At 29.1% G+C, this 25,429-nt stretch carries 20 protein-coding genes, 2 tRNA genes and 1 pseudogene; 4 read left to right on the top strand and 19 right to left on the bottom strand.

The features are described 5' to 3' along the window. Nucleotides 1–114 precede the first annotated feature (114 nt). On the top strand, nucleotides 115–879 hold the full coding sequence (locus tag B3630_RS16375; RefSeq protein WP_346900023.1) for an alpha/beta hydrolase family protein: 765 nt from the start codon (nucleotides 115–117) through the stop codon (nucleotides 877–879). Between the two features lie 33 nt (nucleotides 880–912). On the opposite strand, the gene B3630_RS16370 is transcribed toward B3630_RS16375, so the two are convergent. Further along, on the bottom strand, nucleotides 913–1,545 hold the full coding sequence (locus B3630_RS16370; RefSeq protein WP_346900021.1) for an isochorismatase family cysteine hydrolase: 633 nt from the start codon (nucleotides 1,543–1,545) through the stop codon (nucleotides 913–915). 53 nt (nucleotides 1,546–1,598) lie between these two features. After that, on the bottom strand, nucleotides 1,599–1,772 hold the full coding sequence (locus tag B3630_RS16365; protein ID WP_346870643.1) for a hypothetical protein: 174 nt from the start codon (nucleotides 1,770–1,772) through the stop codon (nucleotides 1,599–1,601). A gap of 187 nt (nucleotides 1,773–1,959) precedes the next feature. Between B3630_RS16365 and B3630_RS16360 the strand changes: the two genes are divergently transcribed. Both B3630_RS16360 and B3630_RS16355 read left to right on the top strand, forming a co-directional pair. Beyond that, nucleotides 1,960–2,679, top strand: a complete 720-nt coding sequence (locus tag B3630_RS16360; protein ID WP_346870644.1) for a lysophospholipid acyltransferase family protein — start codon at nucleotides 1,960–1,962, stop codon at nucleotides 2,677–2,679. Between the two features lie 127 nt (nucleotides 2,680–2,806). Further along, nucleotides 2,807–3,052 carry a TIGR03905 family TSCPD domain-containing protein gene (locus B3630_RS16355; protein WP_346900019.1) on the top strand — a complete coding sequence of 82 codons (246 nt, stop codon included), beginning with the start codon at nucleotides 2,807–2,809 and terminating at the stop codon, nucleotides 3,050–3,052. Nucleotides 3,053–3,088: 36 nt separating this feature from the next. Here B3630_RS16355 and B3630_RS16350 read toward each other — a convergent pair whose 3' ends face one another. Next, nucleotides 3,089–4,642: a methyl-accepting chemotaxis protein gene (locus B3630_RS16350; protein WP_346900017.1), complete on the bottom strand. Its 1,554-nt coding sequence runs from the start codon at nucleotides 4,640–4,642 to the stop codon at nucleotides 3,089–3,091. Nucleotides 4,643–4,722: 80 nt separating this feature from the next. Further along, complete coding sequence (locus B3630_RS16345) at nucleotides 4,723–5,511, bottom strand: SDR family oxidoreductase (protein WP_346900015.1); 789 nt, start codon at nucleotides 5,509–5,511, stop codon at nucleotides 4,723–4,725. Nucleotides 5,512–5,736: 225 nt separating this feature from the next. On the opposite strand from B3630_RS16345, the gene B3630_RS16340 reads away from it, so the two are divergent. Next, nucleotides 5,737–6,372, top strand: a complete 636-nt coding sequence (locus B3630_RS16340) for a DNA-3-methyladenine glycosylase (RefSeq protein ID WP_346900013.1) — start codon at nucleotides 5,737–5,739, stop codon at nucleotides 6,370–6,372. A gap of 34 nt (nucleotides 6,373–6,406) precedes the next feature. Here the strand turns inward: B3630_RS16340 and gltX are convergent. The 15 genes and pseudogenes from gltX to purF form a co-directional block, all read right to left on the bottom strand. Continuing rightward, a pseudogene (gene gltX / locus B3630_RS16335) lies at nucleotides 6,407–8,078 on the bottom strand (glutamate--tRNA ligase). 208 nt (nucleotides 8,079–8,286) lie between these two features. Continuing rightward, nucleotides 8,287–11,979, bottom strand: a complete 3,693-nt coding sequence (pglX, locus tag B3630_RS16330) for a BREX-1 system adenine-specific DNA-methyltransferase PglX (RefSeq protein ID WP_346900011.1) — start codon at nucleotides 11,977–11,979, stop codon at nucleotides 8,287–8,289. Nucleotides 11,980–12,256: 277 nt separating this feature from the next. Then, complete coding sequence (locus B3630_RS16325; protein ID WP_035132938.1) at nucleotides 12,257–12,454, bottom strand: hypothetical protein; 198 nt, start codon at nucleotides 12,452–12,454, stop codon at nucleotides 12,257–12,259. A 118-nt stretch (nucleotides 12,455–12,572) separates the two neighbouring features. After that, entirely contained in the window at nucleotides 12,573–13,379 is an 807-nt protein-coding gene (nudC, locus tag B3630_RS16320; protein WP_346900009.1) for an NAD(+) diphosphatase, read from the bottom strand. Nucleotides 13,380–13,506: 127 nt separating this feature from the next. After that, a tRNA-Lys gene (locus B3630_RS16315) sits at nucleotides 13,507–13,582 on the bottom strand. A 220-nt stretch (nucleotides 13,583–13,802) separates the two neighbouring features. After that, a tRNA-Lys gene (locus B3630_RS16310) sits at nucleotides 13,803–13,878 on the bottom strand. Nucleotides 13,879–14,005: 127 nt separating this feature from the next. Then, entirely contained in the window at nucleotides 14,006–15,151 is a 1,146-nt protein-coding gene (locus B3630_RS16305; protein ID WP_346900007.1) for an alanine/ornithine racemase family PLP-dependent enzyme, read from the bottom strand. A 370-nt stretch (nucleotides 15,152–15,521) separates the two neighbouring features. Further along, nucleotides 15,522–16,991, bottom strand: a complete 1,470-nt coding sequence (locus tag B3630_RS16300) for a PLP-dependent aminotransferase family protein (protein WP_346900005.1) — start codon at nucleotides 16,989–16,991, stop codon at nucleotides 15,522–15,524. Between the two features lie 137 nt (nucleotides 16,992–17,128). Continuing rightward, entirely contained in the window at nucleotides 17,129–17,587 is a 459-nt protein-coding gene (locus B3630_RS16295; RefSeq protein WP_346900003.1) for a hypothetical protein, read from the bottom strand. Nucleotides 17,588–17,858: 271 nt separating this feature from the next. Further along, a complete protein-coding gene (locus B3630_RS16290) occupies nucleotides 17,859–19,037 on the bottom strand; it encodes an O-antigen ligase family protein (RefSeq protein ID WP_346900001.1) in 1,179 nt (392 codons plus the stop codon). Between the two features lie 522 nt (nucleotides 19,038–19,559). Beyond that, nucleotides 19,560–20,804 carry a phosphoribosylamine--glycine ligase gene (gene purD / locus B3630_RS16285; protein ID WP_346899999.1) on the bottom strand — a complete coding sequence of 415 codons (1,245 nt, stop codon included), beginning with the start codon at nucleotides 20,802–20,804 and terminating at the stop codon, nucleotides 19,560–19,562. Nucleotides 20,805–20,834: 30 nt separating this feature from the next. Beyond that, entirely contained in the window at nucleotides 20,835–22,352 is a 1,518-nt protein-coding gene (purH, locus tag B3630_RS16280; RefSeq protein WP_346900095.1) for a bifunctional phosphoribosylaminoimidazolecarboxamide formyltransferase/IMP cyclohydrolase, read from the bottom strand. A 4-nt stretch (nucleotides 22,353–22,356) separates the two neighbouring features. After that, on the bottom strand, nucleotides 22,357–22,971 hold the full coding sequence (gene purN, locus B3630_RS16275) for a phosphoribosylglycinamide formyltransferase (protein WP_346899997.1): 615 nt from the start codon (nucleotides 22,969–22,971) through the stop codon (nucleotides 22,357–22,359). Continuing rightward, on the bottom strand, nucleotides 22,959–23,957 hold the full coding sequence (gene purM, locus B3630_RS16270) for a phosphoribosylformylglycinamidine cyclo-ligase (RefSeq protein WP_346899995.1): 999 nt from the start codon (nucleotides 23,955–23,957) through the stop codon (nucleotides 22,959–22,961). Before purM ends, purN begins: the two co-directional genes overlap by 13 nt. Before the next feature lie 16 nt (nucleotides 23,958–23,973). Beyond that, nucleotides 23,974–25,398, bottom strand: coding sequence for an amidophosphoribosyltransferase (gene purF / locus B3630_RS16265; RefSeq protein ID WP_346899993.1), 1,425 nt, complete (start codon nucleotides 25,396–25,398; stop codon nucleotides 23,974–23,976). Nucleotides 25,399–25,429: the final 31 nt, after the last annotated feature.

Below are 25,429 nucleotides of genomic sequence, written 5' to 3'. Positions count from 1 at the left end.
TAAATTATAATAATTTGTGTATAATGTAATTTATAAGTAAAATAAAAAGCATTAATTTTTTTTAAAATAATATATACTCTATTATAATTGGCGAATCTTAAAGGAGGCATGACAATGTGGATTAATAATTTAATCAGTATAAAAAAAGTAAATATAGAAAATATATCTACTCTTATAATGTATCCTAAAAATTTTACTGAAAAACTTCCTGTAATATTCTTTTATCATGGATGGAGCTCTAATAAAGATGTTCATAAAAACCTAGGGAGTTTCTTAGCTTGCAATGGATATATGGTAGTTATACCTGATTCAATAAATCATGGTGATCGTGGAACCATAGATTATTGGCAAGGTGAAAGTGGATTAACTAAATTTTGGCCAACGGTGTTATCATCTGTAAAAGAATTCAGTTTTATTCTTGATTATATTGAATCTAACTACAATATAGATGAACACAGAATTGGAGTTTCTGGTCATTCCATGGGAGGAATGATTACTTCTGGTATCATTGCTCATAATAAATGCATTAAAGCTGGAGTAATTATGAATAGCTCTGGTGCTTGGGTTGAAGCAACTTTAGAAATAATTGGGGATCAGTATAAAGATAATAAGGATTATATAGATAAAAGCTTAAATGAACTATCTTCCTATAGCCCTATAAATAATATTAATAATTTTAATAATACTCCTCTTCTTTTACTTCACGGGGATAAGGATGCTTTAGTGCCAATTAAAAGTGAGATTGCTTTCTTTAATGCAATAAAACATAACTATAAAAATAAAGATTTAGTAGATATGAAAACCTATGACAGACTAAACCATTATATAACAGAGGCTATAGTTTCTGAAGCTCTTCAATGGTTTGATACTTATTTGTAAGTAAAAATGAGTGGAATTGTCCACTCATTTTTATTATTCTATATACTTAACTATATTTATACCATTTATTTTCATCTTATATAAACTTATTAAATTCATCAAATCTCCATTATGTATTCCTAAATCATAAGTTTCTACTAAGTTTATAGGAACTATTATATTTTTTTCTTCATTAATTTCATTGAAGTAGGTTATTAAGGATATAGCTAAAGTTTCTACACATATATCTGTACAAACACCTGTAACTATAAAGTTATTAATGCTAGAATTTTCTTTAAGCCATTGTTGAAATTCTTTAGTATGAAATCCATTAGTACTATTCTTCTTTATAATTTTATTATTCTTTGTATAAACCTTTAGTTCTTCTATTAACTCTGATTCTACTGTATTAGCCATACAGTGAGGTGGATATGCATTAAACTCACTAGAGCATTCTTCATGACAATCTATAAAGAATACTTTTTTATAACCTGTAGTTTTATCATTTAGCTTCACTAAAGGGCTTATTATATTCTTCACCCTAGAAGACGCCAAAGGTCCTACATCATAAAAACCCCTAACCATATCAACTACTATTATTGCTGTATTTTCCTCTTTCAAATCCTTTAAATTAATAGATTCTAAATCTATTAATGCTTTTTCCATCTCCTTTAATATCTCATACATTTAATTCACTTCCTATAAGCTTTAAATTTAAATTTTATGGACACTAAGTTACACTATTTTTTACCTTTTACCTTCATAATAGTTTTAGTTACCTTGTATCCAATTCCAATAGCAGCAATAACTACACCGGCAACTAATGCTGAAGATAATTTTTCATTATGTTTTTCTAATTGTTCTAATTCAAGATTTTTAAATTTATTTTTTATGTCTATATGTTTTAAAGTCATAGATATCACCCTTTCTATATTATCTTATATTGGATTATACCACTTTCTTCATATAAATTGTTTAAACTTTTACTGAATAATAAACTAAAACTTTACAATTACCTTAATATGAGGTTTTTTATCCTTTATTAAATTAACACTCTGTACTATAATTACTAATATACGTTATTATAATGGAGGATTTATTATGTTTAAAACAATTATTTGGTTTGGTCATTTTGCCATTAGTCTTTTGACCAAAATTGGACCAATGTATAAAGTTAATTATTTAGAGAAACAAAGAAAAACTGAAGAAATGGAAGCTTATATACATAAAGTAACATCAAAGTGGGCTATGTCGCAGCTTAAATATAGCGGAGCAACAGTATCCGTTTATGGTGAAGATAATATTCCATCTAATATTCCTGTAGTGTTTATTAGTAATCATCAAGGAAATTTTGATATTCCACTATTAATGAGTTATATTAATAAACCAAAAGGTTTTATTGCTAAAGTTGAAACTTTAAAAATACCTATAGTTAGAACCTGGATGCAATATATTCACTGTGTATTTATGGATAGAAGTAATCTAAGAAAATCTGCTGCTGCTATAATTGAAGGGGTAAAAATAATTAAAGCTGGTCATTCACTAGTTATATTCCCAGAAGGTACTAGAAGTAAGGGTGGTCCTCTAGGTGAATTTAAAGCTGGTAGCTTTAAACTGGCAACTAAATCTAATGCACCTATTGTACCTATAACTATAAATGGTTCTTATAAACTTATGGAGGCTAATAACAATAGAATTAAGGCTGCTAATGTAGATTTATTTATTCATCCTCCTATTGAAACTAAAAATTTATCTAAAGAAGAACAAGAAAAACTTCCCACTGTGGTTAAAGAAATAATAGCTAGTAAACTTTATAATTAGTTAAACATTTTTAATTACTTCAAAATCATCTATTTAATTTTAAAATAATCATTTGATAATATTGAAATATTAACCTTATTACTGTATTATCAAATAGTATGTAAGTTTGCATAGGAGGAAATAATAAATGAAATATGTTACTTTAGGAGTTTGCTCAAAAGAAATTAACTTTGACGTAGTTGAAAATAAAATAAAAAATGTAAGCTTTATAAGAGGTTGTGACGGTAATCTATTAGGTATTTCTAGTTTAGTAGAAGGCATGGATATCAATGAAGTTATATCAAGACTAAAAGGAATCCAGTGCGGTTCAAAAGATACCTCCTGTCCAGATCAATTAGCAAGAGCTTTAGAAATCTATAAAACTAAGAATTAAAATGAAGCTATCTTAGATAACTAAGATAGCTTCATTTCAATTCTTTTCTAATACTAAATCTCCCATTACAATACCTACTACTTGTCCACTATTATTCTTTATAGGTACTGAAAGAGCTATACAATATCCATCAGTATCAGAAGATATGTATGGCTCCGACTTATATACTAATCCTTTAATGGATTCTTTAAAGTATTGTCTATGAGAATAATTACAGTATAATTCTTCCCTACTTCCCTCAAGGGTTACCCCCTTAGTATCTCCATTTATATCCATAGCTGATAATAGATAAAAGAACGGATATTTTTTCACAAATTCTTTTAATGTTTTATTACACTTAGTTTCTTCTAAAGATATTATTGCGCCTTCTTTTGCAACACTATTCAAAATATTTTTAGCACTATTTATATATTTTTCAGTATCTTCATCTAAAATATAATTTTGTGCAAAAGATGATATTATAAGCTTCATATCTTTATTCATATTTACAACTTCTTTAATATTATCAGAAACACGCTTTACTACCTTAAATTGAGCCTTAGAACTTTCTGCTGTATTTTGTACATGAATGGTAGTTTTAGAAACAAAATTAGAAATACTATTTATAGATAGTTCTATATCCCTTAAATTTATATTTTGATCCTCAATAGCTTTATTTATTTCTTGTATAGAGTTTAATGTATTCATACTTGAGCTAGATATAGATTGAAAATTTTCACTATTTTTCTTAGCATATGAAATGGATTCTTTTATAACTGATAAGTCTTCTTCCATTATAGATCCAAATTCATATATATCTTTTTGAACATTATCTGTTATCTTTTGAATTTCATCTGCTTGTACAGATGACATTTCTGCCAACTTTCTTATTTCCTCAGCCACCACAGAAAAACCTTTTCCTGCTTCTCCGGCTCTTGCAGCTTCTATGGATGCATTTAAAGATAATAAATTGGTAGTACCACTTATTTCTTTTACAGTATCAGATATATCTTGAATTTTTTGTGCACCAATTTCTAAGGCTTTTATCCTAAGAGAGAGTTCCTTTTCCAAACATAGTGATTTTTCCATCTTATTAATAAGTTTATCAAACTCACTCTTGCTTTCATTTACAGATTCCATCATTGACATAGCTGTTTTTTCTACGCTATGCGAATTTCTAACCATAGTTCCATGATTTAAAACAATACTTTCTATATCACTTCTAGCAGATACAACTTTATCAACCTGATTATTCATATCATCTGATATGGTGGTAATAGATTCTACATTTTCAACCACATGTAACTCCATATTTTTCATATCTTCATTTAAGACATCACAGTTTATAAGTATTCTATCACTAATTTCCGTAGATTTTCCTATAAGCCTTCTAACCTTTATCATAAAGTCATTGGAATAAACAATTAGTTCTTTTATTATTTTAATTTTGTTTGCCTTTAGTTTCTTTGTTAAATCACCTTGAGAAATTTTCTCCATTTCATTAGTTAGCCTTCTTAGTGAACTTCTAATTCTTATATTAAATGTAGAAACTATGATCAAAGTCACAATAAAAACTCCTATTATACCCCAAAATACATATTGTATTTTCAAATTTTCACCCCCTTTATATGAAATTAAATACATATAATATATAATTATACATTAATATCAATATATTTCCTACAAAAACATTACTTATTAAGTAGAATAACTGAATTTTGGATACATCCAACGGTTTTTCCCAATACTTTTCTAGGTAAAACTCTAGATATTCCTATAGCAATTTTATTTTTAATCCCAGGTATAATTATACTTTTTCCTTTCATAAATTCTTTATACCCTATTTCAGCTACTAATTTAGGCGACATTGCTCCTCTTACTTCTCTTTTGCCAGCTCTTTGATGAAAATCTGTTTTTGTAGTTCCTGGACAAAGTCCACTTACCTGAATATTATACTTTTTAAGTTCTATTGATAAAGCTTCCGTTAAAGATAGTACATAAGCTTTTGATGCATAATATACTGCAGTATACGGTCCTGGTTGATATGCACCAGTAGATGCCACATTTAGGATTTTCCCACCCTCATTTTTAATCATTTGATTAGAAATTAAATATGTAAGCTCCGTTAAAGCAACAATATTAGTTTGTATTACTAAATCATGATTTTCCATATTAATTTCATGAAATAGACCACAATAACCTACACCAGCATTATTTATTAGTACATCTATACTTATATCTAAATTTATAATTTCATTAAAAACCTCATTTCCACTATAAGATTTAGATAAATCCTTCTCAATTATAATAACTTCTATTCCATAAATCTTTGATAGCTCCTCTTTAATCCTTCTTAAAACTTCGATTCTTTTAGCAACTAAAATTAAATTATAGCCATTTTGAGCAAAGATTTTACTAAGCTCATATCCAATTCCAGACGAAGCTCCAGTAATTAACGCTGTTTCTCTTTTAATTTCCATATATAATCCCTCCCTGAAAATTCAAACTATACTATCATAAAATAGTTAATATTTATTTTTTCATATATATATAATGCAGATTTAAATTATTAATTCAAATTTTAATTGAATTAAATGAAAATTACTAGATATTTTATCTTTATGTAGATATATTATAAATAATCTAAGCAATTTTAACCTAAACTATATAATATTACATTTGTAAAATAAATATGGAGGATATTTATGAAATTTAAAAACCTTTCCCTTGATTTTTTTCGTAGGGATGCAAGAGAAGTTGCTGAGGACCTCTTAGGTAAAATAATAGTAAGGAATTATATGGGATATAAGCTCACTGGTAGAATTGTAGAAACTGAGGCTTATGTGGGAAAAATTGATAAAGCTTCTCATGCCTATAACTATAAGAAAACCACTAGAACGGAACCTTTATTTAAAAGTGCTGGTATAGCCTACGTATATAAAATATATGGAATGTATAACTGCATGAATATAGTAACCGGTTGTGAAGACGATCCTCAAGGAGTCTTAATTCGTGCCATTGAACCAATAAAAGGTATTGAAGTTATGAGTGAAAACAGATTTAATAAACCTTTTACTAAGCTTAAGCCCCGCGAAATATTAAATCTCACTTCTGGTCCTAGAAAACTATGTATAGCCCTTAGTATAGACAAATCTTTAAATACCCATTCTATATTAAGCGAGGAGTTATCCTTATATGCAGACGATTTTAAAGATTTCAAAATTGTATATTCTAAAAGGATTGGCATTGATTACGCTGAAGAGGCAAAAGATTTTCTTTGGAGGTACTATATTGAAGGCAATAAATATGTTTCAGTTATAGATAAAAAATCATCTCTATAAAATTACAGAGATGATTTTTTATCTATATTTCTAATTATAGTTTTAAAAATTTATTAAATCTATTTCTAACTCTTTCTTCTCCCATTATTTGCATAATAGTATAAAGGTCTGGTGTATTATTTCTATAGGTTAATGCCGTTCTTACACATCCAGCTACATCTGAAACCATACCTTTGTAATTTTCAGGGTTTTTCTTAAAGGCTTTTCTATCTGTAGCATACCCTAATTCTACAGCTACTACTTTTAAATCTTCAAACCAATTATCCTTATCAGTATTAAAATTATATGCCTTAGCATAAGCTTCTATTACCCTTTTAGCTTCTGCTAAATCAATATTCTTAGGAAATTCTATTTCTTCTGAAGTACTGTTGAATAATTCATCAAAGAAGAAAAATATTTTTTCCTTAACATCATTCCATTTAGCAAAATCCTTTCTAGGTTTTGGTCCTTCTTTATCAATATTAAATATTTCTTTACACATTAATTCATTGTTAGTTACTATGTCATACATTTCCTTATCATAATTCTTAGCCCAATTTATAAAGTAGTCATATACCACATCGGCCTTTAACTTGCAAATTACATTTTTACTTACGTCACTTAATTTTATAATATCAAATAAAGCACCGCTTTTACTCATCTTATCTAGATATACTCTAAATTCATGATAATCAGATAATGGATTTTCTTCTCTCCACTGTTCAAAAGTAGAATTTATTATATTAAGTAAATATTCTATAACAGATATCATAGGATATCCTTCTTCATCATAATAACTTACTGCACTTTCAGGATCTTTTCTCTTAGATAGTTTTCTTTTAGAATCTCCATCTAACTTCATTATTGTAGGAGTATGTGCATATTCAGGTCTATCAAATCCAAGAATATCAAAAAGTTGAATATGAATTGGAAGAGATGATAACCATNNAACCATTCTTCTCCCCTAATTACAGTAGTAGTTCCCATTAGCGCATCATCAATAGCATGAGCAAAATGATAGGTTGGAAGTCCATCAGATTTAATTATAACTATATCCTGATTGCTTTCTGGGAAAGAGATATCACCTTTAACTAGATCGTGAAACTCAACTCTGTTTTCTAGATTACCTGGGGATTTTAATCTTATAATATACTTTTCACCTTCATCTATTCTTTTTAAAGCTTCTTCTGGAGATAAATTTCTACAGATTGCATATTCTCCATAATATCCTGGAGTTAATTTTTCACTAATTTGTTTTTCTCTTAGTTGTTCTAGATCTTCTGATGTACAAAAACATGGATAAGCAAGACCTTTTTTAATTAGATCTCTAGCAAAAGTTTTATATATCTCTTCTCTTTCACTTTGCCTATAAGGACCATACTCACCTTTAGATGTGTTATCTCCTGTCATACCTTCTGTAAATTCTAACCCAAACTTATGCATAGTATTTATAGTATCTTCAATAGCACCAGCCACTTCTCTTTTTTGATCTGTATCTTCAATTCTTAAATAAAAAACTCCTTCACTTTGAGTAGCTATTCTTTCATCTATTAATGCAGAAANNCAGAAAATACTCCTCCTATATGTTGAAACCCTGTTGGACTTGGAGCATATCTAGTAACCTTAGAACCTTCTTTAAGATTTCTCTTCGGATACTTTGAAATATAATACTCAGGCTCCTTATCAATGTTAGGGAAAATTGTATTTGCTAATATTTCATAATTCATTTTACTCACCTTACCTTATATATTTATTAATTACCTCACACTTTGGCTTAATCCATATAATATAATTTAACATTTTATATAATATGAGATATATAGTAATCTTACTTAAAGTTTACCTTATATAAAACTCTATTAAATATTAATCCATTTTAAATATTACCATAAAATAAAGTATAATTGTACCCCTATATGTTTTAATATAAATTCCTTAGATTTTATATAAAAGATTCATCTTAGTTTCTTTCCCATTTGTTTTCACTATTTTGATACCTTGGAATTTATCATAATTTTCCTTAATTCCTTCATCTAAGTTAATGGATTTTTTTTCATTAGCAATATATGCAACTATTTCATCATATTCAATAAGTTCTTCTATTTTCCTTTTTAACTTTTCACTTTTTTTTCTAGCTATTGCTCTTTCCTGAGCACTATACTCCTGTGAGCCTTTTACTAGTTCCAATGTACTTAATTCACCTTCATATTTTCGTTGCATAGGATTAATATATTCTGTCCTCAATAAAGCTACAGTTAAGCTGTCATATCTATGAGCATATACCAATGCTTTAAATCCATCATTCTTACCTGAATCAAATAGCCAATAGATAGGTTTCTTGCCATAAGCTTTTATATGATCCTTATAGAATTCCTTAAAGAAGTATCTTCTAACGCTTTGCCTTGAAGTTTCACTATCTTTTTTGCCTAAAATATTGGCTATAAAGTTAAGATTCTCTTCCAATAATTCATTTCCATAAGCTGCTTTTAAAAATTCAATGAATTTGGTCATTAAGTCTTCTGAAAAATATTTTTCTTCTGTTATAGGCATTATATTATCAAACTTAGGCATAAAACTTGAATTAACCCATCTATTATCATTTACTTTTCTAGTGGACTCTATTTCTACTTTCTTAACTCTATGTTTTTTAAAATCCCATTTATCTTGGAAGTTTCCACCTCCATACACTAAACCATCAATATCTATTGAATATCTACCCATAATACATCCCACTGCAAAAGATATTAAAGATTTCACTTCTCTTTCTACCTCAATTCTCCTTAATGTTATATCTTTATAGGGTACATCCGGGGATAATTCTTCATTTAAACCATAAACATCTATGAAAATTTTATTTAACTTATCTTCATTATTTTTAAGTTTCTCAATAATTTTCATATTTTCTTTTTCCCAAAGTTTAAATCTAGATTCTATAGTTACATTATTAACTTTTTTTTCTCTTAAGCCTCTCATCAATGGATGAGTTCTAAAGTTCCATGATGTCTCAAATTCATTCCATTCCGCTTCACTAATGGCTATGTTTTCTTCTACAATTTCATCAATGGTAGATTTTATTTCTTCTTTAAATACATCTTCATGTATTGGAATATTCTTCAAATCTCCTACTTGTATATTATAGGTTGGATTCATTATATCTAAAAACATATTAGCAACTTTGCTGCATAACAATGCTAGTACTACCTTTTCTATGTCTTTATCATCCAAGAATATAGAAGATCCAGCAACGTCAAATATGAACCCCTGAGGAGAATACCTTACTCCCATATTTTCAGAAATAAAAGTGTATGTAAGACCACTTTTAAAATAAAACTCCTCATTTTTTATAGTTCTACTATATGATTTATATAACTTTGCTGCATAATCTTTTACTTCACTACCATCATTTTCCCAATTAATCACATATCTATTATTACCAAACCACTTTCTGTATTCTCCACCTTTGTTATATGGAAACCATTTTTTCTTACTTAACAAAGCTTCATCTCTATCAGCAGCTGAAAAATTAATTTCATTTATATCAACTTCATACCAATCTCTTAAAAACCGTTTATTATCCGATGTAGCCATTCCTTGTCTAGGCTTTGCAATATTTTCAAACTTGTCTAAATTAGAAAATAAATTTAATACATTATCATTTGCCCAATAAGCAAAAGGTTTTGTTGGGATTGTCATTAGTTTTTTTAGCCATATACTGTAAATCCCATCTCTCTCCATTCCACTACAAACTGACTTAATCTTTATTTTCTTTTCCAAAGCTGTTAACTCTTTAGTAAGGTCTACAATTCTGGTTTTATATTTAGGAATTTTACTATTTTGATTTATAAAAGCAACATTCTGTACTATGGTACCCACATTATCTTCAAATACCTTAGCTCCTAAGTGAATCATGCTAATAAAAGTACTGTCTTCTAAAATCTTACCTCTAAGTTCTAAAAAGCTACTTAAAAACATCCATGAATGCTGATTTACCATGGCATATATTCCATCTTCTTTCAGATAGTTCTTACATACTTCCATATACACAGAAAATAAATCATGCTTTGATAAAGGATAATGGTTGGTCAAATATTTAGCTAGGGTATCATTAGCTCCCCTTAGTCCCATATAAGGTGGATTAGTAATACAAACCTCATATTTAATACTCATTATTTCTCCCTGATTAATAAGCTTTGGTAATTTATTTAACAGTATCTGTCTATAATCACTAAATACTAAATTATTTTCTTCGTTTATCTCTCCTAACCGTTCTTTTAACCTCTGAAAATTCACCTTCTCAAATCTTAATATTGATCCAAACTCTTTACCATCCTTAAAGGTATTTACTAAATAAGATAAATCACCTCTTAGCTCTTCATCTTCCTTTGCGAAATATTCTATAATTTCATAAGTAATACCATTACTTTCTTCTATAGGTACTATATTAAGCTTCAAAGGATTTTTTTCAACTTCTCTGAAAAATCTTCTATTATACGCTCTAGCCTTCATAATAAGACAGAACATACCAATTTGACTAGCTCTTAAATCTATATCTAATCCAAATATATTATTTTCTAAAATTTTTCTTGAAATCTCTCGCTCTGGATAAGCTGCAGATTTGTAAATTTTATAAAGCACATCAAAGGCATATAACAATATGTGCCCCGAACCCATACATGGGTCAAGGATTTTTATATCCTCAGGATGTAAATTTTTTCTCTCCAATTTAATATTATGTAAAATGTCATCTATTTCGAAATCCTGAATGCCTTCCTCTAAATAATATTTTAATTCATTCTTTAAATTTTCATCCTCATGTCCTTGAATCCATATGGTTCCTAATGAATTTTCTACTAAGTATTTCACTATCCACTTAGGAGTAAATAACTGAGTAGCTGCTGGAATGTTTTCTTTAGTTATTTTTACATTTTTCTTTAGATCATCAAAAACCTTATCCTTCTTTTCAGATATATAATACTGATACATCCACCCTATAATTTCTACTTCCTCTTTCCAGTCTTCTTCATCTATGTCATTGCACATTTTCCTTAGTATGGAACCTTCTTCTAACAAATTATCAGGAAATAACAATTCTGTATAATCTTCTATTTTTTCAAATAAACCAGGAATAATATTCCCTAATTCATTACATTGTCTTATTAAAATATATTTATATAGATTTTCTCTATCAGAATTTTTACTACTATCTAACAGTTTATAGACTAAATCTGAATCTAGTCTCAACTCTCTTATAACTTCACCAACCCTAAATAAAATATCTGGTTCCATTTTACCTGGTATCTCTGAAGATATAATTCTTATTCCAATGGGCAAATAATCATGTACTTCCATATATCTTAAAGCTATAAACCTGTTAAACCAAGTATATGCCACTTCTTCCACAACTTCATCTAAAGATTTTGATTCTATTTCCTTTATTAGTGATTTTCTATGATTAGGTGAAATATTAAATATTTCTTCTCCACCCACTACTTTAAATCCACTTTGAACCACTTCTATATCTCTAATTCTATTATCTTCAATACCTATTTTATACGCTCTATCTTTTATTTTTTCAATAAGATTACTTCTTGCCCAAGTGGCAAAAGCCTTAACTTTATTCTTATTCATCCTTTAATTGCTCCTTATTTGCTATGTAAAATTTCAATAGCTTTATTATAACATAGTAAGATTTTTTTATTGAAATTTTTATATAATTCCTTATCACATTATTTTCTTTTCAAATTCTAAGATTTTATAATTAAACCCTAAAGAGCTATCTCAAAATAATTCTCTAGAATCTCTAAAATATCGAGTTTATACTTTAATACCATTAGTAGATAATACTCAACATAATTAAGATTTAGATTACTTTGAAATAGCCCTTTTATAAATAAAATATTTAATTTTAATAACCGTTTTTTTTTGCTACGATACCACTTTCATTGGTACCTGGCTCTTCAATAGTAGTATTAAAGCTACTTTGAGCGTATTGACCTTGAGATTTATTCCCATTACGAAGGTAGTTCTCCTTTTTGTATTTCCTTTTATCTTCTTCACGTTGTTTAATCTCATATTGTTGTTCTCTTAATAAATCATGATCCATCTTTATCCCTCCTTTAACACATATATTCATTGTTTATTATGTGTTAAAGTTTTTATAGTATACTGTTAAACACAATATACCTTTCCTATGAATTTTATTATTAATTTAATTTTAAAATCTAGATCTCAATATAATTATCCTTAAACCAATCTATTAGTTTTCTTGCAATACTAATGCTTCCAGGAATACTAGGTAAATTGTTTACCTCAAACCAGTTTGCCTCTTCAATTTCAACTCCATCAACCTTTATTTCACCCTTATCATATTCTGCTGTGAACCCTACCATAAGAGAATTAGGAAATGGCCATGGTTGATTACCAAAATATTTTATATTTTTAACTTCTATTCCTACTTCCTCCATTACTTCCCTCTCTACACATTCCTCTAATGTTTCACCAGGTTCCAAAAATCCTGCTAAAACACTATAAAAATTATGTTTTGACTTAGCATTTTTAGCAAGAAGTAATTTACCATCTTTAACTATAGCAACTATTATAGCAGGACTTATTCTAGGGTAGCTTATAAAACCACACTGTGGACATATTTTCCCATATTCATTTAGTATAGTATTAGTACTATTACCACAAACACCACAATATTGATGGGTTCTATCCCAATTCATGATTTGAATAGCACGTCCCACTTCTATATATATTTCATCAGGAACTTGTCCATATAAGTTTCTTAAGGTTATAAATTTCGTACCCAAAGGTTCTGTATACTCTTTTGCTACCTCTACAGAATAACACTTACCACAGCTCCTAGTTCCTAGATCTTGAACTCTTACCGGATTAATATTAACTGATTCTAAATCTTTAAAGCTTGGTATAAAAATTTTATCTTCTTTCTCTTCTACTAATAATTCATTTTGTCTAAATATAAACCAAATAGGAGCATTAGTTTTTTCTATTGATAAATGATTCATTATTTTTCCTTCTTTCATTTTGTATAAAATCTATATTAACCTTAATATATTTTATTAATTAAGTCTATACTATTTTTTAGTTTAAAATGTAAAAAAACCTCGTAATACTTATTAGTACTACGAGGTATGGTGCGCCATCAGGGGTTCGAACCCTGGACCCCTTGATTAAGAGTCAAGTGCTCTGCCAGCTGAGCTAATGGCACATGTCCTTGTCACAAGTATCATTATACAACCCACTGTAAGTTTTGTAAAGTATTTTATTAAAATACATTAAATAAATATTTATTATTTAATGTAAAAAAATATAAAATAATGCAGTTTATAATTAAATAGATTATTTTAATCATATTAATTATTTTACTAGCTACTTTTTTAAAAAAATTTTATTAAAAAAGAAACAACACTCTACAGTATTGTTTCCCTTGGTGCGCCATCAGGGGTTCGAACCCTGGACCCCCTGATTAAGAGTCAGGTGCTCTGCCAACTGAGCTAATGACACATGTCCTTGTTACAAATATTATTATATTAAGATTATTTAATTTTGTAAATAATTATAGATATATACAATAGATTTCAAAATATCTATTGCATATACCTATATTGTATTTAAACATCCTTTATCTTCATTATATAAATTTCTTATTTACATCCCTTGATCCACTTAGATATAATAAGTGAGGATAATATATATTAAATTCTATAACATCACCAACTTTATAATTGGTTTTACAGTCTTCTATATCTATAATTAAATGGTCACTACTAGCACCAATTACCTCTATATTTTTATCTATAGGTATTAAAGTATCTACAGAAACAAAATCCTGCTTACCTATTGCCAATAATGCACGTCTTCTTTCACCCCTATCTTCATAGGTGGGCTTATTCCCAAATGCATCTATAAATATTTCACCAATTGGATGAGATGGCTTATTTTTAACTTCTACTACCTGAGCTTTTAGTACAAAGGCATCTTGATGTAACATGGACATATCATACTTCCAAAAATCATCTAAATCTTTAGCAACTAATATTCCTTCTCCAATTCTTAAATTATTAATTTTACTTGGTATTTTTCCATCCCAAATTAAAGTTAACGAAGACGTAGCTCCTCCTGAAACCACATCCAATTCTCTTCCAATCAAAGCTTCTATTTTTTCTGCTACATCACATAATTTACCTAAATTCTCTTCTGTAGGTTTTACTGAACCATAGCATCCTAAATTTGTCCCTACACCATAAAGTTTTACATTAGTTAATTCTTTCTCTACATATAAGGCTAAGTTTATGAACTCTTTTTCATCTACGATACCTTCCCTTAAATCACCTAAATCCATCATTAAAATAACTTTGTGATTCTTGTTTTTATATTTACACTCTTCGTTTATTTTCCTTAAAGTTTCAATTTCAGAGTTTAAACTTATATCCACATATTCCACTAATTGTTTTATTTCATTATGCATAGGTATTCTTATAAGCATAACAGGTTTTTTTACACCTTGTTTTTTCATCTCTATAACTTGATTTATTCTAGATGTAGCAAGATACTCACATCCCGCCTTATCCATCTCTGAAACTATCTGTGGCATAGCATGTACAACTTTAACTACTCCTGCTACAGAAATTCCTTTATTCTTACATAAATCCACTACATATTTAGTATTATCATATACCTTTTTTAAATCTATCTCTAGTAGAGGAAATTCTTCCAATTCCTCTATATCCTTTATATCCTTTATATGGATATCATTAATCAAAGTGTTTTCTATCATAGTATCCTCTCCAGTCCCCTAATATAAAGATACCTAATTTAAATTAGTTTTATCTAACAGCTGCTATCTTGTTTATATTATAAGAAAATTCACTCAATACTTCTCCATCCATATTAATTAAAACAAGCCCAACCAAAAGCTACTCATAACACAACCATATAATCATGTTATGAGTAACTAAAAAATAAATATAATTCTAAATTTAGTTCATTGTTTAATAGTTATAAACAAAGTTCTTTGCTTCAGAGGGAGTTTTTACTCCCTCTGAAACTTAGCAATCGTTATCAAGGGACGTAGCCGCTCTTTACTCTCAATTGAAGAAGATGAGAATATTAGAGCGGGTAATCATCGTATAAAAAGATTTATGGAATTAACGTCTAATTAATTCTTTAATAAGTAATGATAGTTTTAATAAACCTTTCTCTAGTTCTTCTATAGGTGCATAGGAAAAAGATATTCTCAAAGAATTGTTAAAATTAGCATCATATATATATCCAGGATACAATAAAATTCCCATTTTACATGCTTCGTCAAAAAGCTTATACATACCTATTTTATACTTTAATGTAATCCAAACATAATAACCCCCTGAGGGTGTTTCCCAAGTAGCAATATCCTTGAAGTGTCTATTTAAAGCATTTATTGTTACATCTCTTCTTATAGTTAATTGACTTCTTATCTCTTTTAAATGATTTTCATACAATCCCGTTTCTAGCCACTTACCCACTGTAAGTTGTGATAAAGAACTAGAACCATAATCAGTTTGCATCTTTATATCGCCTAATCGTTCAATTACTGGTTCTGGTCCTACAATCCAACCAATCCTTAGTCCTGGACATAATGTCTTTGATACACTCCCTACATATAACACCAATCCATTAGTGTCTATACTCTTAATAGGTTCCGGTGGTGGAGCATCAATCCAAAGTTCCCTGTATACATCATCTTCAATAATAGGTAACTTTTCTTTCTGACAAACCTTCATCAACTCTTTTCTTCTTTTTTGGGACATGACTATAGAGGTAGGATTTTGAAAATTTGGTATAGTATATAGTATAGATGGAACATGTTTTTTTATGTAATCTGGAATTAAATTAGCCATAACTCCTTCATTATCCATAGGTATACCACTTCTTCTCATATCTAATGACTGAAATATTTGAAGTGAGTACATATAAGAAGGATTTTCTAACAATACAGTAGAACCCTTTTGCAATAATCCCATAGAAATTAGTTGCATTGCTTGCAAAGCTCCAGAAACAATAAGTATAGAACCTGGTGATGCATATATGCCAATTGTCTTTAAATAATTACTTACTTGCTGCCTAAGATACATAGTTCCACTGGGACTTTCATATCCTAAATTATCCATATCCTTTGCTACTTCATTTAATATTACTTTCATATCTTCTTTTGGAAATAATTCTGATGATGGTTCTCCAGTGCTCAATCGTATATAATCTTCTCTAAACTCAAGGGTATTGATTTTCTTAATAGTTTTAACATTAGGGATATGAATACCTTCATCAATATAGGACTTCCAATCTGGTTGTATATTAGATAATAAAGGTGATACATTATTTACTATTTTAGTTCCACCCTTTCCCTTACCCTCTAATATTCCTTCTGCCTTCAACTCATCTATAGCTGAAACAATAGTGCTTCTATTTACATTAAAAATTTTAGCTAGTTCTCGTTGCGTAGGAATCATAAATCCGACTTGCCATTCTCCTCCATTTATTCTCTCCTTAAAGTACTCTACAATTTGAATATATAGAGGCTTATTTATGTTTTTATCCGGCTTCCAATCTATATTTATTATATTTATCTCTCCCTTCAAGATAATAATATACTATTAAATGTATTTATTTATCTATTTAATATATTAACCTAAATATTTCTTCTTTTATAGTCCTTTATAAGAATAGAGCTTAATTATCAGATGATAACTAAGCTCTTATAAATTTAATTTTTCTATTAGGATTGTATTTCTATCTCTTTCTCCTCTAAGTAAGTACATACGGCTCTGAAATCATCTATCCAATGAATTTTTGCAAGTTCTCGCAAATCTAGAATTATACCTGTACTTTTATGTTTGATATACTCCATATTATAGATTTCCGTTTCTACAAAATTATTTATATAACTATATATACATGGAACAAATTTATCCCAATTCTGTTCAAAATATTTAGTTTTTGCATAACATAATCTATTTATATGAAATATTATCCCTATAGGAGTACTCTTCGTGGCTAGTTTATGACTAAAATATTCTTGATTAGGGTATTTGGGCTCTACTCTTTCCCAATATAAGTTTTCATTGGGATGTAAATTGAATTTATCAATTATTTTGCACTTTTCTTTCCCCAACTCTTCTCTCATCAACTTTTCTCTAATAGGCTGTTCCAACTCTTTTAAATACTCTAGATTCATAATGTAATGCCCCCTATTAAAACCTTGTTATAAATTTCTTAATTTCATTTTATTGCTTTATATAGCAATTTACCAATACTAATTATTGATAAGTATAATATTACTTATTGGTAATATTAATACAACAATATAAATTAATCTATTATACTAATTACATATATAATTTTAATAAATGAAAATCCTGTACTTAGCCTTTACTTAAACTCTAATATATAAAAAAAGCTTTTATGAGAATAAACTTCTTCATAAAAGCTTTTACAAAACTTAATAACTATACAGCTATACTTCTTCTTTTTGAAAACACACTAACACTTTCTTTTGCTAGAGCTGTGACTATAGATGATGATCCAATAAATAGTATTCCTATTTGTGGAGTTATTATTGTAAAATCAATTACTCCATGAACTAAAACAATTACCTGTATTGCCATAAGTAAAGCTACACTACTATATCCAGATTTATAAAGATATATTAAATCTTTATAAATATTTGCTCTTATATATAAGTAAATTAAAAGTCCAATTACTCCTAAAGAAGTTAATAATGATAGCCATATATTATGAGAATGATTAATGACACGACTATACCTTGAGAATTCATTACCATGCTCTATAGTTCCTAACATTCCCCAACCAGTCAATGGTTTCTCTTCTATCATCCTTAAAGATCCTAACCATATTTCTTCTCTAGTGTCAAAAGACCTCTCAATCTGATGACCAGTAATTTCTTGAGATATATCAGATACCTTTGGAGGTGTAAAACCTACTACACCTATAACTAATAAAATAGATATAATAATTATTATATCACTCTTATTTCTTTTTATTTTCAATAGTAATAGGGATACTAATCCAAACATAAATCCAATAAAAACCCCTCTTGAGCCAGTTAAACAAAGATTTATTAAAAATAGAGCTGTAGCACTATAATATGAAAACTTCACCTTAACACTTTTACTATTAGAAGCATAGTATATGGCCATTATCACCATAATAGCAAACCAATCTCCAGCTATGTTCGGATTTCCAAAAGTACTAAAAATTCTATGATTAGTTGAAACCTCCAACGGTACACCTAAAATTTTTTTCCACAGTTCCATTGGAAAATATGCAAAAGTAACCTTTTCTATAATTCCAACAATTCCCGAAAAAATTGAAAACTTAATTAAGTAATTACATATTATTTCCAATTTTTCTTCTGTCTTGCAATAATTTTGTAATACTACACTTATAGTAAAATATAAGAAAAAAACTATTGAAACAGCGGCAGACATAATACTTTTATTAAGAAGTCCAGCTAATAGAGACCAAAGAAACAAAAGAACCAATCCCATATTCCAACTATTTTTCTGTATTTCCTCTCTCATCTTTATAACTCTATAAGTAGTATATACTCCGGTAAATAATGCAGTATATGGAGACATAATAATTAATAATATTAAATTAAACATAATCTTCACCTTTATTTTTCTATTCTTCCATATATAATATGTTATTATCATCATGGAAATTATTTTATAGTTTTACATAATAATGTGTTCTTAAAATCCTCTATATATATTTTACACATTTTTTCTAATTTTGTTAATACTTTTTACATATTTTGGTATATATTTTTTAATACATAAATATACACATTGATTATAATACATTATGTACTTATTTATTTCAACAAAAAAAACATATTGTAATAAATTCGTAAGAACTTCCTCACTGTATATTATAGGATTTAAAGTTACTTCATATACCTTAAATTAATAAAATTATACCCTTTTCTTCTTTCTCTTTTCTTTAACTATTTTACAAGCAAGACTACTCTATAAACTAGATTTTAAATAAATGTAGATTTACTGATGAAAGCCATTTTCTAAAATTTTCACAAAGACTATAAGTATATAATATAGTGAGTATATAAATAAAAATGCTAAGGAGTAGTTATATTCCACCTCCTTAGCATTTTCTTATTTCAGTATTTATTTACCTATATCTTTTCTATAATACATTCCATTAAAATTTACTTGTAATATCCCTTTGTAAGCCTTTTCTCTTGCGTCTTCTATATTATCTCCAAGAGCTGTAACTCCTAAAACTCTACCACCATTAGTAATTAATTTATTATATATGGAATTAGCTCCAGCAATAAATACCTTTTCACTACAACTATCAACACCTGTAATTAACTCACCTTTTTCATATCTCCCCGGATATCCTTTCGAAGATCCTATAACACAACAAGCTGTCTTATTTTTAAACTTAACTATATCATCACTAAGTTTTCCTTCTATTGCAGCTTCAATTATATCAATAAAATAACTCTCCATAAGAGGTAAAACCACCTGTGTTTCTGGATCACCCATTCTAACATTATACTCTAAAAGATATACTCCTTTTTCGCAAATCATCAATCCAAAGAATATTATTCCTATATAGTCTAGATTTTCTTCCTGTATCCCCATAAGCGTTGGCTTTAAAATATCCTCTTTAAAGGCTTTTAAAACACTTTCATTACAGTACGGGTTTGGAGCCACAGTTCCCATTCCACCTGTATTAAGTCCCTTATTATCCTCAAATATAGTTTTATGATCCTTAGATGATATAAATGGAATTATAGTATTTCCATCCGTAATACTTAATATTGAAGCTTCTACACCTAGTAAGAATTCTTCAATTATAATTTCCTTACCTGCTCCTCCAAAAGTATCATTAATCATGAAATCATTAATGGCTAAAATTCCTTCTTCCTTAGTTTCGGCTATAACAACTCCCTTACCTGCAGCAAGTCCATCAGCTTTTATAACTATTGGATATTCAGCCTTTTCCAAATACTCTAAAGCCTTCTTTGAATCTCTAAAAGCTTCATAAGCTGCAGTTTTAACTCCATATTTTTTCATGAATTCCTTAGCAAAGGTTTTGCTTCCTTCAAGAGTTGCTGCTTTCTTACTTGGTCCAAATATTTTTAGATTGTGGCTTTTAAATAAATCTACTATACCATTACATAGGTATACTTCTGGTCCAACTACAGTTAAATCTATAGAATTTTCTAAAGCAAAGTTTAAAAGTTTATAATTATCTGTTAAATTAATATTTTCACATTTATGTTCCATAGAAGTACCACCATTTCCTGGAGCACAATATATCTTTGAAATTTTATCACTCTCACCGAGTTTCCATGCTATAGCATGTTCTCTTCCACCATTTCCTATGACTAAAATTTTCATAAAATCACCTCAAGTTTAACTTATAGGATACTAATGTTTAAAATGTCTCATTCCTGATAAAACCATAGGTATGCCATACTCATTGCATGCCTCAATGCCCTCATTGTCTCTCATAGATCCACCTGGCTGAATTATTCCTTTTATATTATGTTTACTAGCTTCATCTACACAATCTCTAAATGGGAAGAACCCATCAGAAGCAAGTATTACTCCATCTCCAGCTCTATCTATAGCTTGAGTTGTAGCCCAAATTCTATTAACTTGTCCACCAGCTATTCCCTTAGCCATACCAGCCTTAACTACTACTATAGCATTGGACTTTACATATTTACAAACCTTCATTCCAAATATCATATCATTCATATGTTCCTTTGAAGGTTTTGCTTCTGTAACTACTTTTAATTCCTCATAAAGCTTTCTATCTACATCCTGTACTAATATACCTCCATCTACAGAAATAACTTCTTTTTTATCACTTGGTTTACTCGTACATTTTATAACTCTTAGATTTTTCTTTGTTTTAAGTACTTCTAAAGCTTCTTCTTCGAACTCAGGCGCAATAACAATTTCTAAGAAAGTTTTTTTCATTTCTTCTGCTGCCTCTTTAGTTACTTTAGTATTAATAGCTACTATACCTCCAAAAATTGAAACATTATCACAACTATATGCTTTACTATAAGCCTCTAAAGCAGAATCCCCCACCGCAACTCCGCACGGTGTATTATGTTTTAAAGCACAACAGGTAATTTTTTCAAATTCATTTACTACTTTCCAAGCTATATCCATATCCTTTATATTATTGTAAGAAAGTGCCTTACCATTTAATATTACAATATTATTAAGCATTCCAGTTTTATTTGTATTAGTAAATACAGAAGCTTCTTGATGAGGATTTTCTCCATATCTTAAATCTTCCATTTTTTCATAAGATAAGGATAAATACTTATTTGAATGCTTATCCTTATTATCCATGTGGTTTAATAAGTATTCACATATTGCGCTATCATAAGCTGTGGTTAAGTTAAATACCTTCATAGCAAGATATTTACGAGTTTCAAAGGAAACTTCTCCACTTTCCTTCATTTCCTCCATAACTATTTTATAATCTTCTACATCACTTATTACTACCACATCTTTAAAGTTTTTAGCAGCACTTCTAAGCATTGTTGGACCACCTATATCTATAAATTCTACTGTTTCTTCAAAGGTTAATCCCTCATTAGCTTTTTCAAAGAAAGGATATAGATTAACACATACTAAATCTATAGTATCTATTTCTCTTTCTTTTAAAGTATTCATATGTTCCTCATTATCTCTAATAGCAAGGATACCTCCATGAACTACAGGGTGTAGTGTTTTTACTCTTCCATCTAACATTTCCGCTGCCTTTGTAACTTCTGCTACTTCTTTAACTTCTATGTTATTTTTCTTTAAAAGACTATAAGTACCACCAGTAGATATAACTTCTATCCCATGCTCTACTAAGAATTTTGTAAACTCTACAATTTCATTCTTATCATAAACACTTATTAAAGCTCTTTTCATAATTCCATTACTCCTTTATAATAACTTTTCTATCCTCTATAAAAATCTTATGCTCACTCATAAGCTTTATAGCTAATGGCAAAGCTTTATGTTCTTCTTCTAATATTCTATTTTGTAGCTTTTCTGGAGTGTCATCTGATTTTGCATTTACCACATTTTGGATAATTATAGCTCCTGTATCTGTATTTTCATCTACAAAATGTACTGTACATCCACTAACTTTTACACCATAATCTATTGCAGCTTCATGAACTTTAATTCCATACATTCCTTTTCCACAAAAGCTTGGAATAAGTGAAGGATGAATATTAATTATCTTCTCTTTAAAACCATCTACTAAAGGAGATGATATAATTGATAAATATCCCGCAAGAACAATTAAATCCACCTTATCCTTTAATACTTCATAAATTTTATTGCTTAGCTCTTTCTTATATATCTTTCTATCTAAGACTAAAGTATCAATATTGTGTGCTCTAGCTCTTTCTATTCCATAGGTTCCTTCTCTATCACTTATGACATACTTAATATTTACATCTTTTAAATATCCATTTTTAATGTTATCAATGATAGACTGGAGATTAGTTCCTCCACCAGAAACTAATACTGCTATATTAAGCAAACTCCTCCACCTCCAGTTTGTACTTTACCTATTTCATAAGCCTCTTCTCCAAGAGCTTTAAGTTCATTAATCACATCATTTTTAACAGAGCTATCTACCGCAAGAACCATACCTATTCCCATGTTAAATGTATTAAACATATGATACTCGTCTACGCCTTTATTAATTAAATATTGGAATATAGGTTGTCTTGGGAAAGAATCCTTTTTTATCTCTGCTGTAAAGTTATCTTTAAACATTCTTGGTACATTTTCATAAAATCCACCGCCAGTTATATGTGACATTCCATGGATATCAAATTTCTTCATAAGTGCTAATACTGGCTTAACATATATCTTTGTTGGTTCTAATAGAATTTCTCCTAAGGTTCTTCCTTGAAGGACTTCATCATAATTCTCAACAACTTTTCTTACAAGGGAATAGCCATTACTGTGCACACCAGAAGAAGTTATGCCTATAAGTGCATCCCCTTCTTTAATTTTACTTCCATCTATAATTTCATCTTCATCTACAATACCAACAGCAAATCCTGCAAGATCATAATCTCCTAAATTATACATTCCTGGCATTTCTGCTGTTTCTCCTCCAATAAGTGAAGCATAACTTTGTAGACATCCTTCACTAACACCTTTTACAATATCACTAGCTATTAGAGAATCTAATTTTCCACAAGCAATATAATCTAGGAAAAATAAAGGCTTAGCACCATGACATAGAATATCATTAACACACATAGCTACACAGTCTATCCCTACTGTATCAAATTTCTTAAGCTTGATTGCAATTTCAATCTTAGTCCCTACTCCATCAGTACCTGAAACTAGTACAGGTTTTTTATATCCTTCCGGTAGTTTTACCATTCCAGCAAAACTTCCAATTCCATTTAAAACCGATGAAGTTAAAGTTCTTGCTGTATATTCTTTCATAAGTTTTACAGCTTTGTAACCTTCTTCTATATTAACCCCTGCATCTTTATATGTTATCATTCTATATCACTCCTTACTAAAATTTAACTGGTGCTGATATTGGATACTCTCCATCAAAACATCCACAACAAAACCCATGGTCACCATCAAGACATTCTAATAAGTCTTCTTTTGAAAGATAGACTAGACTATCTGCTCCAATAACTTCCCCTATCTCTTTTTCATTCATTTTCTCACCTATAAGCTGGCTTCTATAAGGTATATCAATACCATAATAACAAGGATATTTAACCATAGGAGAACAAACTCTAAAATGAACTTCTGAAGCTCCAGCTTCCTTAATCATAGTTACCAATCTCTTACTTGTGGTTCCACGTACTATAGAATCATCTATTAAAACTACTCTTTTACCAAAAACATTTTCTTTTATTACATTAAGCTTAACATTTACAGAAGCTTCTCTCTCTTCTTGTGTTGGAGCTATAAAAGTTCTTCCAATGTACTTATTCTTAATAAGTGCCATATCTATAGGTATACCTGAAGCCTTTGCATATCCCATTGCAGCTGACATTCCTGAATCTGGTACCCCAACTACTATATCAGCTTCCACAGGTGCCACTTCATAAAGCTTAATTCCTGCTTTATATCTAGAATTATTAACACTAATTCCATCTATAACACTATCTGGTCTTGCAAAATATATATATTCAAAGGAACAGGTGGCAAGTTTAGATTTCTCGCCAAACTTTATGGATTTTACACCTTCTTCATTAATTACAACTACTTCACCAGGCTCAACATCTCTTATAAATTCAGCACCTGTAGCATTAAGCGCACAACTTTCTGATGCTAATACATAACTTTCATTTATTTTACCAAGGCATAGTGGTCTAATTCCATAAGGATCTCTGACTCCTATTAACTCATTTTCAGTTAATATTACAATAGCAAAGGAACCTTTTATTGCTTGCATAGAATCAATTACACTTTGAAGTATACCTTTCTTAGCACCTCTAGAAATAAGGTTTATAATTACCTCAGTATCAGTAGATGTTTGAAACATACATCCTGATTCTTCTAAAAGTTCTTTAATGATATCAGCATTAGTTAAATTTCCATTGTGAGCTATAGCAATGTTTCCTAGCTTAAATTTTCCCATAAGTGGTTGAGCATTTTTTAATGAACTTCCCCCTGCTGTAGAATATCTTACATGTCCAATTGCACCATACCCCTTTAATTCCTTTAGGGTTTTCTTACTAAATATTTCAGATACAAGTCCCATATCTTTATGGCAATTCATATCGCTTCCGTCAAAGGTTGCTATTCCTGCACTTTCTTGACCTCTATGTTGAAGGGCATAAAGACCATAATATGTCCTTTTGGCCACATCTAAATTATCCTTTTTACTGTATATACCATATACCCCACACTCATCATGAAATTTATCTTCATCATAACACTCATATCCATCGTAACTAGAAGCCTTAAACTTAAAATCCATTACTGTTTCCTCCTAAATAATACTCTTGCCA

Origin of the sequence: Clostridium sp. UBA7503, from assembly GCF_002477055.1 — a bacterium.
Taxonomy (GTDB): domain Bacteria; phylum Bacillota; class Clostridia; order Clostridiales; family Clostridiaceae; genus Clostridium_J; species Clostridium_J sulfidigenes.
This window is presented reverse-complemented; position numbering and strand designations above follow the sequence as displayed.